This window comes from Inquilinus ginsengisoli (assembly GCF_050434925.1).
In the GTDB taxonomy this organism is placed as follows: Bacteria; Pseudomonadota; Alphaproteobacteria; order DSM-16000; family Inquilinaceae; genus Inquilinus; species Inquilinus ginsengisoli_B.
Window position 1 is genome coordinate 7,156,834 of record NZ_JBNDJK010000001.1, and the last position, 20,291, is coordinate 7,177,124.

Genomic DNA, 20,291 nt, shown 5'->3' on the forward strand with positions numbered 1-20,291 from the left:
ACGCCGGTCGACGGACAAACCTACCCCGCGGCTGCGGCCCGGAGCGATCCGCCCGACGGAGAGGTCGGCCCATACCGCGGCATAGGTGGGCCGGACCGCGGTACCGTCGTCAGCGCTGCGCCAACAGTTGCCGGACCACCGGCACCAGCGCCTGGCCGATCGCCCGGGTGTTGGCGGCGTCGAGATGCACGCCGTCGACCGGCGACGCCACCGCCACGTCCGCCGCGTCGAAGAAGGCGCAACCGCAACGCTCCGCCGCCTCCCGGTAGCGCGGCGCCAGCTTCTGCGATTCAGCGATGCTGCTGCCGCCGGCCGGCTGCCAGTCGCCGCCCACGGCCTCGCCGAACAGCGGCGGCGCCACGATCAGCACCTGCAGGACAGAGGCGTCCCGGCCATAGGGATAGGCCCTGGCGATCTCGACCAGCCGCTCGATCCCGGAGCCGGCGCCCGAGGCGGTGCCGCAGAGATGCGGCTTGAGGTCGTTGGTGCCGAGCATGATGATGAGCAGGTCGAGGGGGTAATGGCTGCCGAGCAGCGTCGGCAGGATGCGGGCGCCGCTGCGGTCGGCCGCCGCGTCGTGATCATCGAACATGGTCGTCCGCCCCCCGAGGCCTTCGGCGATCACCCGGGCCGATCCGTTCAGCCCGGCCTCGAGCACGCTGGGCCAGCGGTCCTCGAAACGGTGGCGGCCGCCGCTCACGGGATCGGCGCCCCAGGTCAGGCTGTCGCCGAAGGCAAGGATGGTCTTCACGTCGCTCAAGCTCGTCTCTCCGTCAGCTGCCCGCGCCGGCCGCTCCAGCGACGAGACCACGCGCCGTCGCTCTTGGCGGTCGCGGGGTGACGTTTAGCACCGTCAATCCCCGGTGTCGTATCCCCGAAGGGCGCGGAGCGCCTCCTTGGAGGAGGTGACAGTATACCCTCTTTATGGTCTGATGATTCGATCAGGGACGAGGCGCTCCGCGCCTCGATCTCCAGGACAATGACGGTCTCGCAACCGGATCGACAGGGACGGACGCACCACCCATGCGGACCAGGGCAAAGAACAGCCTCGGCGGAGCGAAGCTCTCCCGGCTGCGTCGGCTTCAACCGCTCTGCTGCGAGGCCGGCCTTGACGCTCGCTGACGCCGGCACGACCGCGGTCGTCGAACTTGCCGGTGTGTCCAAATCCTTCGCCGGGCTGGCGGTGCTCAAGGACATCAGCTTCGACGTGCGTCCCGGCGAGGTGCATGCCCTGCTCGGCGAGAACGGTGCCGGCAAGTCGACCCTGATCAAGATCCTCGCCGGCGTCCATCGCGCCGATGCCGGGGAACTGCGCGTCGACGGCAAGCCGGCGAGCTTCTCCTCGCCGCGCGAGGCGCAGCAGGCCGGCATCGCCACGGTCTATCAGGAGCTGCTGCTGTTCCCCGAGCTCACGGTCGCCGAGAACATCTTCCTCGGCCATGCGCCGCGCCGGTCCTGGGGCGGGCTCGACTGGGAGACGATGCGGATCAGGGCGCGCGAGCTGCTCGACTCGCTCGACAGCCACGATCTCGACGTCGACCTTCGGGTGGGCAGCCTTTCGGTCGCCAACCGCCAGCGGGTCGAGATCGCCAAGGCCCTGTCCTGGAACGCCCGCCTCGTCATCATGGACGAGCCGACGGCGGCTCTGGCGGACGCCGACGTCAAGCGGCTGATGGACGTGGTGCGCCGGCTGCGCGGCCAGGGCGTCGGCATCGTCTATGTCAGCCACCGCATGGCGGAGATCTTCGCCCTCGCCGACCGGGTCACCGTGCTGCGGGACGGCGCCCTGATCGGCACAAGGCCGATCGGCGAGGTCGACGAGAAGACGCTGGTGTCGATGATGGTCGGCCGCTCGATCGAACAGCTGTTCCCCAAGGGCGAGGCGGCGATCGGGCGGACCATGCTCGAGCTGCGCAACGTCTCGTACAACACGACCGTGCAGGACATTTCGCTATCGCTGCACGCCGGCGAGATCCTCGGCATCGCCGGGCTGGTCGGCTCCGGCCGCACCGAGCTGGCGCTCACCGTCTTCGGCATCACCCCGGCCACATCGGGGGAGATCCTGCTGGACGGCAAGCCGGTGGTGATCGGCGGGCCGGGCCAGGCCCGGGACCTGGGCATCGCCTATGTCCCGGAAGACCGGGGCCTGCAGGGCCTGATCCGGCCGCAGACGGTGCGCGAGAACGTGTCGCTGGCCGTGCTCGGCCGGATCGCCAAGGCCTCCATCGTCGACCTTCGGCGCGAAAGCGCGCTCGCCCGCGACGCCATCAAGCGCTTCGGCATCCGCACCCGCGGGCCCGAACAGGCGGTGCGCCAGCTGTCCGGCGGCAACCAGCAGAAGGTGGTCCTGGCGAAATGGCTGGCCACCGAGCCGCGCATCCTGATCCTCGATGAGCCGACGCGCGGCATCGATGTCGGTGCCAAGGCCGAGGTGCATGCCCTGATCAGCGGGCTTGCCGCCCAGGGCCTGGCCATCCTGCTGATCTCGAGCGAGCTTCCCGAGGTGCTGGGCATGAGCGACCGTATCCTGGTCATGAGCGGCGGGCGCATCGCCGCCGCCTTCGACCGGGCGGAGGCGACGCCCGATGCGGTCGGCGCGGCGATGACGCGATCCGGCGACACGGCGGAGGCCGCCTGATGACGATGATCACTGCCGCGGCCCGCTCCTCGGCCCGGAGCGGACGGGTCGGCCGCTTCCTCGGGGCCTATGGCCAGGAGCTGGTCATCCTCGGCGCCCTGGTCGCGCTCTTTGTCGTGGTCGGCGCGGTCAATCCCCGCTTCCTGAGCAACACCAACCTGACCAGCATCTTTTCGAGCAACGCCTATATCGCGGTGGCCGCGCTCGGCATGTCCCTGGTCATCATCTCGGGCCATATCGACGTGTCGGTCGGCTCGCTGATCGGCGTGCTGGCCACCCTCTCCGGCACGCTGGCGGTCGGCGGCTATCCGGTCTGGGTGGCCTGGACCGCGCCGATCCTTGCCGGTGTGGTGGTCAACGCCTGCGTCGGCGGCCTCGTCGCCTATGCCCGCATCCCGTCGATCGTGGTGACGCTGGGCATGCTGTCGATCCTGAAGGGCGGCCTGATCAGCGTCACCGACGGCGCCTGGATCACCAACCTGCCGGCCGACTACCTGATCGCCCAGAAGCGCCTCCTCGGCCTGCCGCTGCCGATCTGGTTCATGGTGGTGCTGACGCTCCTGACCGCCTTCTGGATGCGCTATTCGGCCTTCGGGCGGTCGATCTACGCCATCGGCGGCAATGCCGAGGCGGCGCGGGCGACCGGCATCCGGATCGAGAGGACGACCGTCGCCGTCTTCGCCATCCACGGCGTCTTCGCCGGCATCACCGCCGTGCTGTTCGCGACCCAGCTCCAGGTCATCCAATCGACCGTGCCGCCCAATCTCGAGCTCACGGTCATCACCGCGGCGGTCATCGGCGGGGTGTCGATCCTGGGCGGCATGGGCACGGTGATCGGCTCGACCCTCGCCGCCCTCCTGTTCGCCACCATCGGCTCGGCGCTGATCTTCCTCAACGTGTCGGCCTACTGGCTGCGCGCCGTGCTCGGCCTCCTCATCCTCGTCACGGTGCTCGCCGACATGGTGCGGCGCCGGCGCGTCGCGATCTGAGGAGACGCCGGTGTCGCTGCGCTTCCTTCTCCGGCACGAGACGATCCTGGCCATCCTGGTCGCGATCGCCCTCGCCCTTCTGGCCACCCAGTCCGACCGCTTCTTCACCATCGACAACCTGCTGAACCAGGGCCGGCTGATGGCCGAGGTCGGGCTGGTGGCGCTGGCCATGACCTTCGTCATCGTCACCGGCGGCATCGACCTGTCGGTCGGATCGATCCTCGGGCTCTGCGCCATCCTGCTCGGCGTGTTCTGGAAGACCCTCGGCCTGCCGCTGCCCGCCGCCATGGCCCTGGCGCTGGTCGTCGGCGCCGTGGCGGGGCTGGTCAACGGCCTGATCATCACCCGCTTCCGGGTGCCGCCGCTGATCGCCACCCTGGCCACCCTCGCCCTCTATCGCGGCCTGGCCGAGGGCATCAGCCAGGCGCGCTCGGTGCGCGGCTATCCGGAATGGTTCTTCGGCCTCGGCCAGGGCGAGGCGCTGGGCGTGCCCTCGCAGCTCTGGATCCTGCTGGTCGTCACGGTGGCCGCCGCCGTGATCCTCGGCCTCACCACCTTCGGCCGCTCGACCTATTCGGTCGGCGCCAACGAGACCGCCGCCCGCTTCTCGGGCATCGGCGTCGACCGCACCAAGCTCTTGATCTACACCGGCTCGGGGCTGATGGCCGGGCTCGCCGCCGTGGTCTTTGTGTCGCGGGTGTCGACCACGCGCTCGGACATGGGCACAGGGCTGGAGCTCGACGTCATCACCGCGGTCGTCCTGGGCGGCACCAGCATCTTCGGCGGGCGGGGCACGATCGTCGGCACGGTGCTGGGCCTGATCCTGATGCAGGCCATCAAGAACGGCCTGTCCCTGGCCGGGGTGAAGGGCGACGGCACCATCGTCGTGATCGGCGTGGTGCTGATCCTCGCCATTCTCGCCGGCAACCTGTTCCGCCGCGACGGCGACGGCTGACCAAGAAACGCGGGCCTCGCCGGATTCCGGCCCGCAAACAGTGGAGGAGATGGACATGAAGCGGACGACTTGGGCCCTGGCGCTCGGCGTGCTGTTTGCCGCCGGTGCGGCGCGGGCGGATTCGGCCTGGACGGGCGGCGACGACCTGCCGACCAGCCCGCTGGCCTGCGACGCGACGGCTGCCGCAGCCGCGGCGAAGCCCTATGACGGCGGCACCCCGACCGGCGCGCCGGACCGCGCGGGCAAGCCGCTGACCGTGGTCGACATTCCGAAGCTGATCGGCATCGGCTATTTCAACGCGACCTCGAAGGGCATCGCCGACGCGGCCAAGGAGCTCGGCAACGTCACAGCCAAGACCGACGGCCCGACCAAGGCCAATATCGACGAGCAGATCACCTTCATCGACAACACCATCACCAGCGGCGTCGACGGCATCCTGTTCGCCGCCAACGATCCGGTCGCCATCGCGCCGGTGCTGAAGAAGGCGCTGTCCAAGGGCATCAACGTCGTCGGCTACGACGCCAATTCGACGCCCGACGCCCGCCAGTGGTTCGTCAACCAGGCGGAGTTCAACGGCATCGCCAAGTCGCTGATCGACAACCTGGCGAAGGAGATCGGCGAGGAAGGCTCCTTCGCCATCGTCACCTCGACCTTCACCACGCCGAACCAGGCGCGCTGGATCGCCGAGATGGCGGCCTATGCCGAGAAGTGCCATCCGAAGCTGAAGTGGCTGGAGACGGTCGAGGCGCAGGAGGACAACATCCTGTCCTTCAACCAGGCGACGACGCTGATCAACAAGCATGGCGACGAGCTCAAGGGCATCGTCGGCATGACCAGCGTGGCGACCCCGGCCTCTGCCGAGGCGGTGACCCAGGCCGGCAAATGCGGCCAGATCGCCGTGATCGGCCTGGCCACGCCCAACGCCATGAAGCCCTATGTGGCGAAGGACTGCGTCAAGTCGGTGGTGCTGTGGAACCCGGTCGACCTCGGTTATGCCGCGATGTACGTGCTGCGGGCCGCGGCCGACGGCACGCTCAAGCCGGGCGCGACCTCGGTGAAGGCCGGCAAGCTCGGCGACCTGCAGGTCGTCAACGGCAGCGAGATCCTGCTCGGGGCGCCCTTCGTCTTCACCAAGGAGAACATCGACAAGTTCGACTTCTGAGACCGCGGCAGCGGCCGATGCATCGCGTCTGCACTAGGCAGGGCAGCGCATCGGCCGCCTCAGCCAGTCCCGAGGCCTTTGAGGTAGGCACAGACCATGTCGGCCATGGCGTCGGCATAGGCCTCGATCTCCGCCGGGGTCCGGGGCGTTTCCGAGAATTGCTTCCCGACGGCGCTGAGCGTCGTCGTGATCAGGTCGCCGGCCAGGGCCTGCGTCGCATCCGAGGCCTTGGGCAGCGCCTCCCGCATGAAGATCTCGACGGTGCGGTGCCCCGACTCCTTCATCTCCCGCGCCTCGGGAGCGTCGCGGTAGAGAGGAGCCGCGTCGGCGAGCGCCATGCGCATCGCGGCCTCCTCGCATTCCGAACGAAGGAAGGCGTGGACGAGGGTGCGCAGCCGCTCCGGCGGCGGTGACCGGCGGTCCTCGAGGATGGTGTGCAGCAGATCTGTGGTCTGCCGCCATTCGTCGCTCTGCAGCCGGAACAGGATCGCCGCCTTGTTCGGGAAGTACTGGTAGATCGACCCGACGCTGACCCCCGCCTTCTCGGCCACCCGCGCCGTGGTGAAACGCTGGGCGCCTTCCTTCGCCAAAACCTGAACAGCAGCCTCCAGGATCGCGGCGACGAGATCGGCCGAGCGAGCCTGCTGGGGCTGCTTGCGCAAGGAAATCCGGGCGTTTCGGCGATCGGTCATGGTGGGCCGCGGCAACGCGAATAGGGAACCTGACGAATTAGTCGTATTTCTGATCCGGCACAAGCAAACCCTGACCGGAGACCGATATGACCACCCTGACCACCGCCCCGCTCGCCCCGCTGCTGGCGCGCCTGTTCGAGCAGGCCGAGGAAACCTCGCCGGCGGCGAGCCCCGACTTCGCCGACCTCTCCTCCGAGGAGCATGCGCGGCTGATGCGGAGCAAGACCGAGTATCTCGACTTCTACGGACGGCTGAAGGATTTCCCGCTCGCCGTATCGCGCGACGCCGGCGCGCTGCTGTACATGCTGGCGCGGGGCTGCGGCGCGCGGACGATCGTCGAGTTCGGAACCTCCTTCGCATCTCCACCCTGCACCTCGCTGCGGCCCTGCGCGACAATGGCGGCGGCCGCCTGATCACCAGCGAGTTCGAGCCGTCCAAGGTGGCGCGGGCTCAGGCGAACCTGACGGCCGGCGGCCTGATCGACCTGGTGGAGATCCGGGTGGGCGACGCCCTGCAGACGCTGCGCTCCGACCTCCCCGACACGATCGACCTGCTGCTGCTGGACGGCGCCAAGGCGCTCTATCCCGAGATCCTGAGCCTGGTGGAGAGCCGCCTGAGGCCGGGTGCCTTCATCGTCGCCGACAACGCCGATTATAGCCCCGACTATCTGGCGCGGGTACGCTCGCCCGCGAGCGGCTACCTGTCGACGCCGTTCGGCGAGGATGTCGAGTTGTCGATGCGGATCGGCTGAGGCCGATCGCCGCGCGCCGGCCGCTAAGCCGGCACCATCGCCTCGATCTCGGCCTCCGGCAGGCCGACGGATGCCGCGGCGGCGCGGATGTCGCCCCAGGTCGCATCGTCGATCGGGATGCCTTCGGCGGCGCGGCGCCGGCGGGTCGCAGCTTCGACCTCGCCCGGCAGCAGCACCGGCGCCGACGGATCGGCCGGCGGCGATGCCTTCACCCAATCGCAGAAGCGCATGATCTCAGCGGTGTAGGCGGCGCGGTCCGGCAGTCGGTTCACGTCGATGGCGATGCTGGTCATGGTGTTCTCCAGCACCGTGACGCCGGGGGCGGTGCAGCCGCCGCCCGACAGCGCGCCGGACAGGATGTCGGTCAGGATGTTCAGACCGGCGCCGCGGTGGCCGCCGAAGGGCAGGATCGCACCGCCGGCATAGAAATCGGCCGGATCGGTGGTCGGCTGCCCGGCCTTGTCGACGATGATCCCCGGCCCGACGGTCTCGCCCTTGTTCTTCGCCACCAGCAGCTTGCCCTCGGCGGTCATGGCGGTGGTGATGTCGAGCAGGATCGGGTCGCGGCCCTCGACCGGCACGCAGACCGCCATCGGGCTCGGCGACAGTCTCCGGTCGCTGCCGCCGAACGGCGTAACCATCAGCCCGAGGCCGGTGGTGTTCAGGAAATGCAGCGACACCATGCCGTGCCCGGCCAGCCGCTCGGCCCAGTCGCCCAATCGGCCGAGATGGCCGGACCGGCGGATGGTGACCAGCGCGATGCCATGCGCCTTGGCGCGTTCGGCCAGCAGGTCGGTGGCCTGCTCGCCGATGGTCTGGCCGAAGCCGAACTGCCCGTCGACGACCAGCAGGCTGCCGCCGTCGAACACCAGCTCGGCGCTGCGGCCGGGGACGACCGTGCCGGCGCGAAGGAAATCGATGTAGCGCCTGGTGCGCACCACGCCGTGCGAGTCATGGCCGCAGAGGTTGCTGTCGACGAGATGGCGGGCGATGCGCCCTGCCTCCTCCGTCCCGCAGCCGCCCGCGGCGAAGATCCGCTCCACCACCTCGGTCAACGGTCCGGTCCCGATCAGCCGCATGACATCCTCCCCGCGCTGTTGCCTCGCTTCTGCCGGGCATTATAGCGCGGCGACAGTCATCCGGCCGTTCCCTCCGCGTGCCGCACCAGGAACATCGGCCCGACGCGGATGCCGATGCGGCCCTCCTCGTCCCGGGCAGCGAGCTCCAGCGTCTCGCCCTCGTAGAGAATCCCGTGCATGCGCCAGCTGCCGTCCTGCAGCTGCTCGCAGTCATGCGTGCAGAAGTACTCGATCAGGCATTTCAGCCGGCCATCGGCGTAGAACAGATGCGTCGGGTTGAAGTCCGGGCCGTAGACGCCGAGATGCGGCGCCAGCTCGGCCGGTGCGTCGGAGTGCGCGGTGTTGCGCCGGGTCCAGTCCTTGCCCTTCCAGCCCAGCATGCCGTCGGCGCTGAAGCTCAGCTCGAGATGCGGATACTCCGCCTCCTCCCCATAGATCCGGCCGTCGATGGTGAAGGTGTCGCCGCCGCGCCATTTCAGCTCCAGCGGCACGCCCTCGCCCATCAGGTACAGCCGCCCGTCCTTCTCCCGCAGTTCCACGCTCTCGCTGCCATCCGCGGCCCGGTAGAGGCCCGGCAGCGCCGCCAGATGGGCCGCGGTCAGCGGCGGATGCTTCGCCGGCGGCGCCGGGACCCGCCCCATCTTGCGGGACGCCAGGGCCAGCCGCAGCGCCCGCCTTGCCAGCCGGGTGCCGATCTGGTTGCTGAAATCGAGGGTGCTGAAGATCAGCGCCGCCAGCCCGGCCTGCGGCAGCGCCAGCAGCTGGGTGGCATAGCCATAGACCGCGCCGCCGTGGCCGATCCAGGTCCACCCGTCGAGATCGCCGACGCCGAAGCCGAGGCCATAGCCCTTGTTGCTGCTGTGGCCGGCCGCCGGCCGGCCCATCACCGTCCACATCTGCTTCAGGCTGGCGGGCGACACCACCGACCGCCCGTCCGGGGCGAAGCCGCCGCGCAGCATGCAGGTCGCGAACTTCGCCATGTCGGGCGCGGTCGAGACGATGGCGCCGGCCGGCGACCCGCCGAGGTCGAAGACCGGCGCCGGGAAGTCGCGGTCGATATCCCACATCGAGGCCGGGGCCAGCCGGGTCCGCAACTCCGGCGCCAGGTCGGCGCTGCTCTCGGCCATGCCCAGCGGTTCGAAGATGTGCCGAGCGACGTAGTCGGCATAGCCCATGCCGCTGACCCGCTCGAGCACCGCGCCGACCACGGCGATGGCGGCGTTGGAATAGTGCACGATTCCGGCGCTGGGATCCTCCTTCAGCACCGAGGTCTTCAGCCCCTCGACCGTCACCGCCAGCCCCGGGCGCCGGTCGTCGAGGTAATGGCCGTCCTTCGGCTCGCGCACCAGGCCGGCGGTGTGGCTCATCAGCTTGCGCAGCGACACCTGGGCGCCGTACGGGCCGCTCTCGCGCCCGGCGAACGGGTTCACGGGACGGAAGCCGGGGATATAGTTGGACACGTCGGCATCGATGTCCAGCAGCCCCTTCTCGGCCAGCTGCATGATGCCGATCGCCGTGAACATCTTGGTCAGCGACCCGATCCGGAACAGCGAATGCCCGTCAAGCCGGTGGCCGAGATCCGGCCGCACCACATGACCGGTGGCCAGCAGGCCGTCGCGGTCGACCACGGCGTAGGAGATCGACGGGAGCGCCTTGTCCGCGACCTCATGGGCGATGGCTTCCTCCAGGCCGGCGGCCAGGGCACGGGTGTCCATTCGGTGGTCTCCTCTCAGGTCCGGAGGCGGGGGTCGAGGATGTCGCGCAGGGCGTCGCCCAGCAGGCTCCAGGACAGCACGAACAGGAAGATCGCGGCGCCGGGGAAGGCCAGCGTGTACCAGTAGCGGAACGGGCTGTCGCCGCGGCCGACGATCCAGTTGCGGGAATAGCTGATCAGCTGGCCCCAATCGGCATAGCCCGGCTCGACTCCGACGCCGAGGAAGCTGAGGGCGGAGGCGGTCAGCACCATCGACCCCGTCATCATCGTGGCCAGCACCAGCATGGGAAAGAAGGCGTTCGGCAGGATGTGCCGCAGCAGCAGCCGGATGTCGCGCGTGCCGTAGGACCGCGCCGCCTTGACGTAGTCCAGCTCCTTCACCCGCAGGATCTCGCTGCGGATGACGCGGGCGTAGTTCATCCAGCCGAAGGCGGTCAGCGCGATGATCATCGGCCCGATGCCCTTGCCCAGGAGCGTGGTCAGCACCATCGCCGCGATCAGCAGAGGCATGGCCAGGAAGACGTCGACGACGCGCATCAGCACCTCGTCCACCATGCCGCCGTAGAAGGCCGACACGGCGCCCACCGCCCCGCCGATCAGGGTCGAGATCAGGACGACGCCGAGGCCGATCTTGAAGGCGGTGCGGGTGCCCCAGACCAGGCCGTAATAGATGTCGAACTGCCCCTCGGTGGTGCCCAGCAGGGCGCGGGCCGAGGGCGGCTGCGGCGTGGCGCGGAAGCCGTTGCGCGGGATCTCGTAGGGCGAGGTCTGGTACGGCTCCGGCGGCGCGATCACCGGCGCCAGGGCGGCGACGACGACGAAGCCGACCAGGACCAGGATGCCCAGCAGCGACAGCGGGTTGCGCAGCAGATACCCGACGATCCTCATGCCAGCCTCACCCGCGGGTCGAACAGGGGGTACAGCAGGTCCACGATCAGGTTCAGGACCACCAGCACCAGCGCGAAATAGAGGGCGAAGCCCAGCACGGCCGGGAAATCCAGGTTCGCGGCCGCTTTCGCCGCGAACTGGCCGAGGCCGTGATAGTCGAAGATCGTCTCGGTGATGACGACGCCGCCCAGCATCGCCGCCACCTCCATCCCCGCCAGCGTGACCACCGGCAGCAGCGCGTTGCGCCGGGCGTGCCGGTTCTGCACCACCCGCTCGCTCATCCCCTTGGCGCGGGCGGTGCGGACATAGTCCTGGCGCAGCGCCTCCAGCATCGAGGTGCGCATGATCCGGGTCATCGACGCCAGACTGACATAGCTGAGCGTCAGCACCGGCAGGATCACGTGGCGCAGCGAGTCGAGGAAGACCGGCAGGTTGCCGTTCAAGAGCGCGTCGACCGTGTTCAGCCCGGTCCAGTGCCGGAAGCCGTCGCCAGCGGTCTCGGTCAGCGCCCATTGGCTGAGCCGGCCCGGCGGGAACCAGCCGAGCGAGCCGTAGAACACCATCAGCATCAGCAGGCCGAAGACGAAGACCGGGAACGACCAGCCCAGCACGGTGAACAGGCGGATGCCGTGGTCGACCGGCCGGTTCAGATGCGCGCCGGCCCGGCTGCCCAGCCAGATCGCGCCCAGGACGACGGGCACGAAGGCCAGCAGCACCAGCTCCAGCGTCGCCGGGAACAGCGAGACAAGCGCCTCGGCCACCGGCATGCGCGCCGTCTCCGACCAGCCGAGATTGCCCTGCAGGATGTTGCTGATCCAGCGGCCATACTGAAGGTAGAACGGGTCGTTCAGGCCGTATTTCTCGATCAGCGCGGCGACCTGGGCCGCGCCGCCCTTCAGCGCGTCCGGGCTGCCGACATAGGTGATCACGCGCTGGGTCGGCGTCAGCATCATCTGCATCGCGAAGATCATCAGCGTCAGCGCGAAGAAGACGATGGGAATGAAGGACAGGCGTCGGATCGCATAGGCCAGCATGGGCAATCCCGGACAGTGGCGGGGAGGAGTCGAGCCGAGACCAGGATGAAAGGGGGCGCGGCCGGCCCTGCCGGCGCCCCCTGCCCCGGGACCTGGGCTACTTCTCCTCCTTCGAGATGGGATAGAAGTCCCAGGCACCGTACTCGATCATGTTGTGGACATAGCCGTCGACCCAGTCGCGGGTGACGATGTAGCCGAACTCCTCCCACAGGAACTGGGTGGTGGCGTAGTCGTGGCTCATGTCCTGCAGCTTGGCGTAGAGCTTCTCGCGCTCCACCGGGTCGACCGTGGTCCAGGCCTGCTTCAGCAGCGGATCGAACTTGTCGCGCATCAGCTGGCGATAGCCCTCGCCGACCATGCCGCCGACCAGGCCGGTGCTGGACAGGTAGTAGGTCGCGGCGCCCAGCGGCCCGCCCGGATCGGAATAGTCGGGGCCCCAGCCCATGATCGCCATCGGCGCGCTGGGCTCGGCCCCGCCATAGACCTTGTCGGCGAAGGTGGCGGCCTGCAGCTGCTGGACCTTCAGCCGGAACTTCGGGTTGATCCGGGCCAGGTTCTGCTGCAGCACCGACAGCGCCGATTGATAGGCGGTGTTGCCCTCGCTCATATAGGCGGTCAGCTCGAAGCCGTTCTCCCAGACCTGGCCGCCCCAGGCCTTCTTGAAATGCTCCGCCGCCTTCTCCGGGTCGAAGATGTAGACCGGGCTGTCCGGCCGGTAGCCCATGATGCCGCGCACGGTGGGGCCGCGCAGCTGCACCGTCTTGCCCAGCAGCACGTCGTCCAGCAGCAGCTGGTAGTCCTGGGCGTAGTTGAAGCCCTTGCGCACATCGATGTCGCTGAAGAAGTCGGGCGGGATGCCCTTGCCGTCCAGCTTGCCGCTGCCAATCGCCGGGTTGTCCACCGCGCTGACCGGCCAGACGTAGAAGATCGACCGGCCGAACACCTTGGGCAGGCCCTCGGTCACCTTGATGCCGGGCTTTGACGCCAGATCCTCCAGGAACTCCACCGGGGCCTGTTCGACCACGTCGGCGTCGCCGGCCTCGAGCTGCAGCAGCCGCGTGGTCCATTCCGGCACCGAGCGCAGCACGACGCGCTCCAGCTGGGCCGGGCCCTGCCAGTAGCCGTTGAACCGCTTCATGGTGATCTTCTTCTGGGACCGGTCCCAGTCCTCGACCATGAACGGGCCGCTGCCGTTCTCGACCTCGAACAGCTTGTCCGTGCCCAGCTCGGGCTTGTGGAACGCCTTCCAGGTGCCGGCCGTGCCGTCCCAGTCGCCCTGGTCGCGGGTCCATTCCTCATCGAGGATCGAGGTGGCGAAGGGCAGCGCCATGATGCCCAGCGTGGCCGGGAACGGCGCGTCCAGCACGATCGTCACGCGGTCGCCATCGACCTTGATCTTGTCCGACAGCGCATCGTGCACCTTGACCAGGCCGGCGGCATCGACCTCGGCGAAGGTCTTCACCCCGGCCAGGTCCATGGCCCAGGCCTCGATGTTCGCGTATTTGCCGGCGGTGATCATCTCGGTCACCGCATTGGCCATCCAGCTGTCGCCCTGCAGGATGGCGCGCATCAGCGAATACTTGACGTCCTGGGCCGTCAGCTCGCCATAGCCGGGGACGATCGCCGCCTTCTCCTGGTCGGTCAGCTCGTCATACAGCTTCCAGGCGATGGCGCCATCCGCCCCCTTGATCCCGACCTTGTGGGTGTGGACGCCTTTGCGGATCGGGAAGGTGTAGCTGATCGACCCGTTCTCGCCCGGCTTGATCAGCCCGTTCTCCAGCGACGGCACCTCGGTCGACAGGGCCGGCACGAACTCGGAGATCTCGCTGCCCTTGTAGTTCAAGAGCCGCATATGGGTGTTGATCGACACAAAGGTGTTGGGGGTGTCGGCCATATAGGCCGGGTCCAGCGTGCGGATGTCGCTGGTCCAGAGATAGACCAGGGTGCCGGGGTTCTTCAGCTCGGCCTGCGCCGCGCCGGACAGGGCCAGCAAGGCGATGCCTAGGCTGGGGCCGATCCAACTCTTCATCGAGAAGCCTCCTGTTTTGACGGGCATTTCGCCCTTTATGAAGTCGCCTGGGAACGGCGATCTGTCCGGCAGTGTGTCTTACGCCTGACGATTAAACCATACCGAATACACCCAATTTTCCGTCTTTCGGAAAACCTTTAGCGCATTGGAATATAACCCCAGGTCATGGGTGACCTCAGGCTTCCGCGCGCACGAAATGCCGGTCGGACACTTGCTGCATCGGCAGGAACACCGGCTCGAAGTCAGGCGGCCGTACGGCGCTCGGGATCTCGTCCGCCAGCAGCAGGCGATTCTCCGGCCGTTCCCGCGGATTGGCGACCGGGACGGAGGACAAGAGCTTGCGGGTGTAGCTGTGCCGGGGGTTGCCGAAGACCTCGCGCCGGCTGCCGATCTCGACGATCTGGCCGAGATACATCACCGCCACGCGATGGGCCATCCGCTCCACCACTGCCATGTCGTGCGAGATGAACAGGACGGAGATCCCGGTCTCCGCCTGCAGGTCCATCAGCAGGTTGATGACCTGGGCCTGGATGGTGACGTCGAGCGATGCGACCGCCTCGTCCGCGATCACCAGCTTCGGCCGGGTGCTCAACGCGCGGGCGATGCAGATGCGCTGGCGCTGGCCGCCGGAGAAGGCGTGCGGGTGGCGCCGACCATGCTCGGGCGTCAGTCCCACCCGCTGCAGCAGCTCGGCAACGCGATCCCGGACCTCGGCACGCGACAGGCCACCGTGGACCAGCATCGGGTCGGCGATCGCCTGCCCCACGGTCATGCGCGGGTTCAGCGAACTGAAGGGGTCCTGGAACACCATCTGCACCCGGCGGCGCAGCGCCTGAATCTCGCGCGCCGGCTGCCCCAGCGTCTCGCGGCCCTCGAACCGGATCGAGCCGGAGACCGGCCGGTCCAGCTGCAGGATGCTGCGGCCGATGGTGGACTTGCCGCAGCCGCTTTCCCCGACCAGGGCCAGCGTCTCACCCGGAAAGATCTCGAACGACACGTTCTCGACCGCATGGACCCGGCCGGTCACCTTGCCGAAGATGCCGGAGCGCAGGTCGAAGCGGGTGGTCAGGTTCTCGACCTCCAGAAGCGGGTCGCGCGTCATGCCGACACCGCCTCGACGCCGACGGCGCCAGACGTCTCGACGGCATCGCTGGTCTCGACCAGCGGGAACCGCTCCGGCTCATCCTTGTCGGCCATGCTGCCCAGGCGCGGCACTGCGGCCAGCAGCGCGCGGGTGTAGGCGTTCAGCGGCGTCTCGAACACCTCGTAGACCGTCCCGGTTTCCACGATCTCCCCCCTCAGCATGACGCAGATGCGGTCCGCCATCTCGGCCACCACGCCCATGTCGTGGGTGATGAACAGCACCGACATGCCGATCTCGCGCTGCAGCGCCCGCACCAGGTCCAGGATCTGGGCCTGGATGGTGACGTCCAGCGCCGTGGTCGGCTCGTCCAGGATCATCAGTGACGGGCGGCAGCACAGCGCCATGGCGATCATCACCCGCTGCCGCATGCCGCCGGACAGGTGGTGCGGATACTGGTCCAGCCGCTTCTCCGCCTCCGGCACCCGCACCAGCTTCAGCGCGTTCAACGCGATCGCGCGGGCTTCCGCCGCGCTCTTCTTCTGATGCCGCATGATCGCCTCGACGATCTGGAAGCCGATGCTGAACACCGGGTTCAGGCTGGCCATCGGGTCCTGGAACACCATCGAGATGTCGGAATCCGCGAACGTCCTTCATCCGCTTCTGCGGCAGCCGGGCCAAGTCGGCCACCTCTCCCCCCGCCAGGCGCATGCGGACCGACCCGCCGACCAGCTTGGCGCCGTCATATTCGGCCAGCCGCATGATCGTCATCGCGGTGACCGACTTGCCGCTGCCCGATTCACCGACCAGCGCCAGCGTCTCGCCCCGCTTGATGTGGAACGAGATGCCCTTGACGGCGCGCAGGGTCTCGCCCCCGCCCAGCAAGAACGACACCTGGAGATTCTCGACCTCAAGCACGCAATCGACATTCACGGGCGGGCTCCGATGCTTGGCAAGAAGATATTTCCTATACGCTAAAAAATGCCGTATGCAACAAGTGTCTCACGCACAAGGCATCGACGGACAAGCCGGGAGGAAGCAATGCGTCTCTACATCTCCGCCGACATCGAAGGCATCGTCGGCGTCGTCACCCGCGACCATACGAGCCCCGAGGGCTTCGAGTACGACCGCGCTCGCGACTGGATGACCGACACGGTGGTCGCCGCCTGCGAGGCCGCGCAGGAAGCCGGGGCGACGGGGATCGTGATCAGCGATTCCCACGGCAACGGCGAGAGCCTGAAGATCGACAAGCTGCCGGAGAGCGTGCAACTGGTGCGCAGCTGGCCGCGGCCCTTGACCATGATGCAGGGCATCGAAGTCGGAGAGTTCGCGGGCGCGCTGCTGATCGGCTATCACGCCGGCGGCAGCAACCCCTCCGGCGTGCTGGCGCACACGCTGAGCGGCGGCTCCTTCCAGGAGGTGCGGGTCAACGGCCAGGTGCTGAACGAGGCCGGGCTGAACGCCGCCATCGCAGGCCATTACGGCGTGCCGGTGATCTACGCCTCGGGCGACGACGTGGCGACCGCCGAGATCCGCGACATCCTCGGCGACATCGAGACGACGACGGTAAAATGGGCGTACGGCACGCGCTCCGCCCGCACCTTGATGCCGGCGGCGGCCCATGCGGCGGTCCGGGCCGGGGGTGAAGCGGTCGATCGCCCGCATCGGCGAGGCCAAGCCGTTCCGGCTGAAGGGCCCCCTCGCACTCGAGGTCCGCTTCCGCGACCGCCTGAAGGTCGAGCACCTGGCCTATCTGCGCTTCATCACCCAGGTCGACACCTACACCATCCGCTACGAGGCGGAGGATGCCATCGACATGTCGAAATTCCTGATGTTCCTGCTCGGCTGAAGCGCCACGGCAACGATTCAGCCCAGCGTGCCCGGCCTTGTGGCCGGGCACGGCTCAGATCGTGAACAGCGAGCGCAGCGTGCCCTCCAGGTCGGGGTCGGGGCTGGAGCAGACCGCCAGCACCGTGGCGTCGCCTTCGCCCACCGAGATGTAGGCATGACCCATGGTGCTGTCGATGTAGATGCTGCCGCCCTTTTCCAGCCGCACGGGCGAGTAGTGGTCGGTGTGCACCTCGATCGCCCCGTCGAGGACGTAGATGAACTCCTCCCCCGAATGGCGGATCAGCGGGCCGAACTCGGCGATGTCGCGGGTCTTCACCCGGCCGATCTCCGGCACCATCCGCTTCCGCTGCAGCTCGGTGCAGAGATACAGGTAGTCGTAGTTCTGGGTGATCTGCAGCAGCCCCTCGCCCGGCTGGCTGATCGACCGCCGGGCCAGGGCCGCCCCCGATCCCGCCGGCGGCGCCAGCAGCTCGGCCAGGTTGATGCCAAGCCCTTCGCTGATCTGCAGCAGCTTGTCGTAGGTCAGCGACATCTGGTCGTTCTCGACCTTCGACAGGGTCGAGACTGCGACCCCGGTCCGCCGGTTGACGTCCTGCAGCGTCCAGCCATGCCGACGCCGCAGCGCCTTCAGGCATTCCCCGAGCTTGGGCTGATTGGAGGACATGCGCGGACCCGGCCGGTGGTTGGTCGATCACCCTATGTCGAGTGCCTGCCTTATCGCAAGAACCACGAATTTTCCGATACGATAAACTATTTGACATAAACGCTATCGCCTCACAATCTTCGGCCAAATGAGGAGCTGCCGGATGGATGTCGTCGACATCGCCGTGATCGGGGGAGGCATCGCCGGCGCGTCGCTGGCCCGGGCCGTCGCGGACGGCTGCCGGGTGCTGCTGCTCGAGCGCGAGAGCCAGGCCGGCTACCACTCCAGCGGCCGCTCCGCCGCCCTGTTCTCCGAGACCTATGGCAATGCCGTGGTGCGCGCCCTGTCGACCGGCAGCCGCGAATTCCTGCAGGCCCCGCCGGAGGATTTCGCCGGCTTTGTCCTGACCCGCTCGCGCGGCGCCATGCATGTCGGCCGACCGGGCCAGGAGCGGGCGATCCGCAGCCGGGCAGAGGCGCTGGCGGCCCTGGTTCCGAGCGTGCGCGAGCTCGGCGCCGCCGATACCGTGTCCCGGTTCCCGGTGCTGCACCGCGTCGGCGGCGCGGTGTTCGAGCCGGAGGCGCTGGACCTCGACACCAACGGCCTGCTGCAGGGGTCGCTGCGCGGCCTGCGGCGGCGCGGCGGCGAGGTCCGCACCGGCGCCGAGGTCACGGCGCTGGCGCCGCTGCCCGGCGGCGGCTGGCGCGTCGAGACCACAGCCGGTGCGGTCGAGGCCGGCATCGTGGTCAATGCCGCCGGGTCATGGGCCGATGCGATCGCCGCCCTGGCCGGGGTCGCGCCGGTCGGGCTGGTGCCGAAGCGGCGCACCGCCTTCCTGTTCGACGCGCCGGGCCATGCCGTCGACGGCTGGCCGATGGTGGTCGACCTGGACGAGACCTTCTACATCAAGCCGGACGCCGGCAAGCTGCTGGGCTCCCCCGCCGACGAGACGCCAAGCCCGCCCTGTGACGCCCAGCCGGAGGAGATCGATGTCGCCATCGCGGTCGACCGGATCGAGCGCGCGACCACGCTGCAGATCCGGCGGCTGACCCATCGCTGGGCCGGGCTGCGCAGCTTCGTCGCCGACAAGACCCCGGTGCTGGGCTTCGACCCGGAGGCGCCGGGCTTCTTCTGGTGCGCCGGCCAGGGCGGCTATGGTTTCCAGACCGCGCCGGCCATGGCCCGGCTGGGGGCGGCGCTGCTGCGCGGCGACCCGGTGCCCGAGGACCTCGCCCGGCTGGGCGTCACTGCCGCCGCCGTTGCCCCCGGCCGGTTCCGCGCCGGTCCTATGGAGCCGCATCCGTGAAGATCTTCATCGCCGCCCTGGTCACCGAGACCAACACCTATTCGCCGCTGCCGACCGGCGCCGCCAGCTTCTATGCGCCGGAGACCTACCGGCGGCGCGACGCCAGCCTGGACGACACGGTCGCCGAGACGATCTGCCAGAAGACCTGGCGCCGGCTGGCCGAACGCGACGGCCACGAGGTGGTCGAGAGCGTCACCGCCATCGCTCAACCGGCCGGGCGCACCATCCGGTCGCTGTACGAGAGCCTGCGTGACGACATCCTCGCGGATCTGCGGCAGGCCGGTCCGGTGGACGTCGTACTGCTGCTGATGCACGGCGCGATGGTGGCCGACGGCTATGACGATTGCGAGGGCGACACGGCTGAGCAGGTGCGCGCCATCGTCGGCCCCGGCGTGCCGGTCGGCATGGAGCTGGACCTGCATTGCCACCTGACCGACCGGATGGTGGAGGCCTGCACCGCGATCGTCGGCTTCAAGGAATACCCGCACACCGACATGGAGCCGCGGGCGGTCGAGCTGTACGAGCTGTGCCTGCGCGCCCAGCGCGGCGAGATCCGGCCGGTGATGGCGCTGCACGACTGCCGCATGATCGGCATGTGGCGCACGCCGATCGAGCCGATGCGCGGCTTCGTCGCCCGCATGCAGGCGCTGGAGGGCCGCGACGGCATCCTGTCGGTCACCTTCGGCCACGGCTTTCCCTGGGGCGATGTCGAGGATGTCGGTGCCCGGATGCTGGTGGTGGCCGATGGCGACCGCGACCGGGCCCGCCGGGTGGCCGAGGATCTGAGCCGGGAGATCTGGGACCTGCGCCACGCCACGGCGACGCCGCACGACACGGTGGACGAGGCGCTGGACCGTGCCCTGGCGGCGCCGCGCGGCCCGGTGGTGCTGGCCGATGTGGCCGACAATGCCGGCGGCGGCGCGCCCGGCGACAGCACCTTCATCCTGCGCCGGATCGTCGACCGCGGCATCGGCAACGTGGTCAGCGGCTGCTACTGGGACCCGCAGGCGGTGGCGCTGTGCGAGGAGGCCGGCGAGGGTGCCGTCTTCGACCTGCGCATCGGCGGCAAATGCGGCCCGGCCTCGGGCGACCCGGTCGACCTGCGGGTCACGATCAAGCGCGTGTTGCCGGAGCTGCGCCAGACCGGGCTGAGCGAGGACTGGGCGCCGCTGGGCCGCGGCGTCTGGGTCCAGGCCGCCAACGAGGTCGACCTGGTGCTGGTGACCCTGCGCAGCCAGACCTTCGCGCCCGACGCCTTCACCGCCTTCGGCATCGACCCGGCCCGCAAGGCGATCGTGGTGGTGAAGTCGACCCAGCATTTCCACGCCGGCTTCGCCCCGATCGCGGCCGAGATCCGCTACGTCACCACGCCGGGGGCGATCCCGCCCAGCTTCGGTGATATCCCCTACACCAAGCGCCGCCTGCCGTTCTGGCCGCGCGTCGAGAATCCCTTCGCCTGACACCGACTTCCGGGAGGAC

At 68.9% G+C, this 20,291-nt stretch carries 19 protein-coding genes and 1 pseudogene; 9 read left to right on the plus strand and 11 right to left on the minus strand.

Features of this window, described 5'->3' with window-relative positions; genetic code table 11:
• Positions 1-109: 109 nt before the first annotated feature.
• A complete protein-coding gene (locus QFZ27_RS33650) occupies positions 110-751 on the minus strand; it encodes an SGNH/GDSL hydrolase family protein (RefSeq protein ID WP_429232519.1) in 642 nt (213 codons plus the stop codon).
• 357 nt (positions 752-1,108) lie between these two features.
• On the opposite strand from QFZ27_RS33650, the gene QFZ27_RS33655 reads away from it, so the two are divergent.
• Genes QFZ27_RS33655 through QFZ27_RS33670 form a run of 4 tightly spaced genes read left to right on the plus strand, consistent with a single transcriptional unit; the run spans position 1,109 to position 5,744 of the window.
• Positions 1,109-2,638: a sugar ABC transporter ATP-binding protein gene (locus QFZ27_RS33655; RefSeq protein ID WP_429230823.1), complete on the plus strand. Its 1,530-nt coding sequence runs from the start codon at positions 1,109-1,111 to the stop codon at positions 2,636-2,638.
• Positions 2,638-3,627, plus strand: a complete 990-nt coding sequence (locus QFZ27_RS33660; RefSeq protein ID WP_429230824.1) for an ABC transporter permease — start codon at positions 2,638-2,640, stop codon at positions 3,625-3,627. Before QFZ27_RS33655 ends, QFZ27_RS33660 begins: the two co-directional genes overlap by 1 nt.
• A gap of 10 nt (positions 3,628-3,637) precedes the next feature.
• The gene (locus tag QFZ27_RS33665; protein ID WP_429230825.1) at positions 3,638-4,582 is read left to right on the plus strand and encodes an ABC transporter permease; all 945 of its coding nucleotides are present in this window, start codon (positions 3,638-3,640) and stop codon (positions 4,580-4,582) included.
• A 55-nt stretch (positions 4,583-4,637) separates the two neighbouring features.
• Positions 4,638-5,744 carry an autoinducer 2 ABC transporter substrate-binding protein gene (locus QFZ27_RS33670; RefSeq protein ID WP_429230826.1) on the plus strand — a complete coding sequence of 369 codons (1,107 nt, stop codon included), beginning with the start codon at positions 4,638-4,640 and terminating at the stop codon, positions 5,742-5,744.
• Between the two features lie 59 nt (positions 5,745-5,803).
• Here the strand turns inward: QFZ27_RS33670 and QFZ27_RS33675 are convergent, their stop codons facing one another.
• On the minus strand, positions 5,804-6,436 hold the full coding sequence (locus QFZ27_RS33675) for a TetR/AcrR family transcriptional regulator (protein WP_429230827.1): 633 nt from the start codon (positions 6,434-6,436) through the stop codon (positions 5,804-5,806).
• 86 nt (positions 6,437-6,522) lie between these two features.
• Between QFZ27_RS33675 and QFZ27_RS33680 the strand changes: the two genes are divergently transcribed.
• Both QFZ27_RS33680 and QFZ27_RS33685 read left to right on the plus strand, forming a co-directional pair.
• The gene (locus tag QFZ27_RS33680) at positions 6,523-6,849 is read left to right on the plus strand and encodes a hypothetical protein (RefSeq protein WP_429232546.1); all 327 of its coding nucleotides are present in this window, start codon (positions 6,523-6,525) and stop codon (positions 6,847-6,849) included.
• Positions 6,849-7,187 (plus strand): O-methyltransferase, encoded by a 339-nt coding sequence (locus QFZ27_RS33685; protein WP_429232520.1) that lies wholly within the window; start codon positions 6,849-6,851, stop codon positions 7,185-7,187. Before QFZ27_RS33680 ends, QFZ27_RS33685 begins: the two co-directional genes overlap by 1 nt.
• Positions 7,188-7,210: 23 nt before the next feature.
• Here QFZ27_RS33685 and QFZ27_RS33690 read toward each other — a convergent pair whose 3' ends face one another.
• From QFZ27_RS33690 to QFZ27_RS33725, 8 genes and pseudogenes are all read right to left on the minus strand, one after another.
• The gene (locus QFZ27_RS33690; RefSeq protein WP_429230828.1) at positions 7,211-8,266 is read right to left on the minus strand and encodes an Ldh family oxidoreductase; all 1,056 of its coding nucleotides are present in this window, start codon (positions 8,264-8,266) and stop codon (positions 7,211-7,213) included.
• 56 nt (positions 8,267-8,322) lie between these two features.
• Positions 8,323-9,981 carry a serine hydrolase domain-containing protein gene (locus tag QFZ27_RS33695; RefSeq protein WP_429230829.1) on the minus strand — a complete coding sequence of 553 codons (1,659 nt, stop codon included), beginning with the start codon at positions 9,979-9,981 and terminating at the stop codon, positions 8,323-8,325.
• A gap of 14 nt (positions 9,982-9,995) precedes the next feature.
• Positions 9,996-10,868, minus strand: coding sequence for an ABC transporter permease (locus QFZ27_RS33700; RefSeq protein WP_429230830.1), 873 nt, complete (start codon positions 10,866-10,868; stop codon positions 9,996-9,998).
• A complete protein-coding gene (locus tag QFZ27_RS33705; protein ID WP_429230831.1) occupies positions 10,865-11,902 on the minus strand; it encodes an ABC transporter permease in 1,038 nt (345 codons plus the stop codon). The genes QFZ27_RS33700 and QFZ27_RS33705 overlap by 4 nt, the downstream gene beginning before the upstream one ends.
• Positions 11,903-11,999: 97 nt before the next feature.
• Positions 12,000-13,931 carry an ABC transporter substrate-binding protein gene (locus QFZ27_RS33710; protein WP_429230832.1) on the minus strand — a complete coding sequence of 644 codons (1,932 nt, stop codon included), beginning with the start codon at positions 13,929-13,931 and terminating at the stop codon, positions 12,000-12,002.
• A gap of 175 nt (positions 13,932-14,106) precedes the next feature.
• Positions 14,107-15,033: an ABC transporter ATP-binding protein gene (locus QFZ27_RS33715; protein ID WP_429230833.1), complete on the minus strand. Its 927-nt coding sequence runs from the start codon at positions 15,031-15,033 to the stop codon at positions 14,107-14,109.
• Positions 15,030-15,638: an ABC transporter ATP-binding protein gene (locus QFZ27_RS33720; RefSeq protein ID WP_429230834.1), complete on the minus strand. Its 609-nt coding sequence runs from the start codon at positions 15,636-15,638 to the stop codon at positions 15,030-15,032. The genes QFZ27_RS33715 and QFZ27_RS33720 overlap by 4 nt, the downstream gene beginning before the upstream one ends.
• Before the next feature lie 166 nt (positions 15,639-15,804).
• Positions 15,805-15,945: pseudogene (locus QFZ27_RS33725) on the minus strand (ABC transporter ATP-binding protein); the annotation flags it as partial.
• A gap of 108 nt (positions 15,946-16,053) precedes the next feature.
• Here QFZ27_RS33725 and QFZ27_RS33730 point away from each other — a divergent pair.
• On the plus strand, positions 16,054-16,926 hold the full coding sequence (locus tag QFZ27_RS33730; RefSeq protein WP_429230835.1) for a M55 family metallopeptidase: 873 nt from the start codon (positions 16,054-16,056) through the stop codon (positions 16,924-16,926).
• Here the strand turns inward: QFZ27_RS33730 and QFZ27_RS33735 are convergent.
• Positions 16,916-17,527 carry a helix-turn-helix domain-containing protein gene (locus tag QFZ27_RS33735; RefSeq protein ID WP_429230836.1) on the minus strand — a complete coding sequence of 204 codons (612 nt, stop codon included), beginning with the start codon at positions 17,525-17,527 and terminating at the stop codon, positions 16,916-16,918. The two genes, QFZ27_RS33730 and QFZ27_RS33735, sit on opposite strands and share 11 nt — an antisense overlap.
• Before the next feature lie 142 nt (positions 17,528-17,669).
• Between QFZ27_RS33735 and QFZ27_RS33740 the strand changes: the two genes are divergently transcribed.
• Complete coding sequence (locus tag QFZ27_RS33740; protein WP_429230837.1) at positions 17,670-18,812, plus strand: NAD(P)/FAD-dependent oxidoreductase; 1,143 nt, start codon at positions 17,670-17,672, stop codon at positions 18,810-18,812.
• Positions 18,809-20,272: a M81 family metallopeptidase gene (locus QFZ27_RS33745; protein ID WP_429230838.1), complete on the plus strand. Its 1,464-nt coding sequence runs from the start codon at positions 18,809-18,811 to the stop codon at positions 20,270-20,272. The genes QFZ27_RS33740 and QFZ27_RS33745 overlap by 4 nt, the downstream gene beginning before the upstream one ends.
• Positions 20,273-20,291: the final 19 nt, after the last annotated feature.

What these genes read in the sequence shown, in the direction of transcription:
- QFZ27_RS33740 (WP_429230837.1), top strand. Translation starts at nt 17,670, where the DNA reads ATGGATGTCGTCGACATCGCCGTGATCGGGGGAGGCATCGCCGGCGCG.
- QFZ27_RS33675 (WP_429230827.1), bottom strand. Translation starts at nt 6,436, where the DNA reads ATGACCGATCGCCGAAACGCCCGGATTTCCTTGCGCAAGCAGCCCCAG.
- QFZ27_RS33705 (WP_429230831.1), bottom strand. Translation starts at nt 11,902, where the DNA reads ATGCTGGCCTATGCGATCCGACGCCTGTCCTTCATTCCCATCGTCTTC.
- QFZ27_RS33710 (WP_429230832.1), bottom strand. Translation starts at nt 13,931, where the DNA reads ATGAAGAGTTGGATCGGCCCCAGCCTAGGCATCGCCTTGCTGGCCCTG.
- QFZ27_RS33680 (WP_429232546.1), top strand. Translation starts at nt 6,523, where the DNA reads ATGACCACCCTGACCACCGCCCCGCTCGCCCCGCTGCTGGCGCGCCTG.
- QFZ27_RS33715 (WP_429230833.1), bottom strand. Translation starts at nt 15,033, where the DNA reads ATGACGCGCGACCCGCTTCTGGAGGTCGAGAACCTGACCACCCGCTTC.
- QFZ27_RS33700 (WP_429230830.1), bottom strand. Translation starts at nt 10,868, where the DNA reads ATGAGGATCGTCGGGTATCTGCTGCGCAACCCGCTGTCGCTGCTGGGC.
- QFZ27_RS33660 (WP_429230824.1), top strand. Translation starts at nt 2,638, where the DNA reads ATGACGATGATCACTGCCGCGGCCCGCTCCTCGGCCCGGAGCGGACGG.
- QFZ27_RS33695 (WP_429230829.1), bottom strand. Translation starts at nt 9,981, where the DNA reads ATGGACACCCGTGCCCTGGCCGCCGGCCTGGAGGAAGCCATCGCCCAT.
- QFZ27_RS33690 (WP_429230828.1), bottom strand. Translation starts at nt 8,266, where the DNA reads ATGCGGCTGATCGGGACCGGACCGTTGACCGAGGTGGTGGAGCGGATC.
- QFZ27_RS33720 (WP_429230834.1), bottom strand. Translation starts at nt 15,638, where the DNA reads ATGGTGTTCCAGGACCCGATGGCCAGCCTGAACCCGGTGTTCAGCATC.
- QFZ27_RS33730 (WP_429230835.1), top strand. Translation starts at nt 16,054, where the DNA reads ATGCGTCTCTACATCTCCGCCGACATCGAAGGCATCGTCGGCGTCGTC.
- QFZ27_RS33735 (WP_429230836.1), bottom strand. Translation starts at nt 17,527, where the DNA reads ATGTCCTCCAATCAGCCCAAGCTCGGGGAATGCCTGAAGGCGCTGCGG.
- QFZ27_RS33670 (WP_429230826.1), top strand. Translation starts at nt 4,638, where the DNA reads ATGAAGCGGACGACTTGGGCCCTGGCGCTCGGCGTGCTGTTTGCCGCC.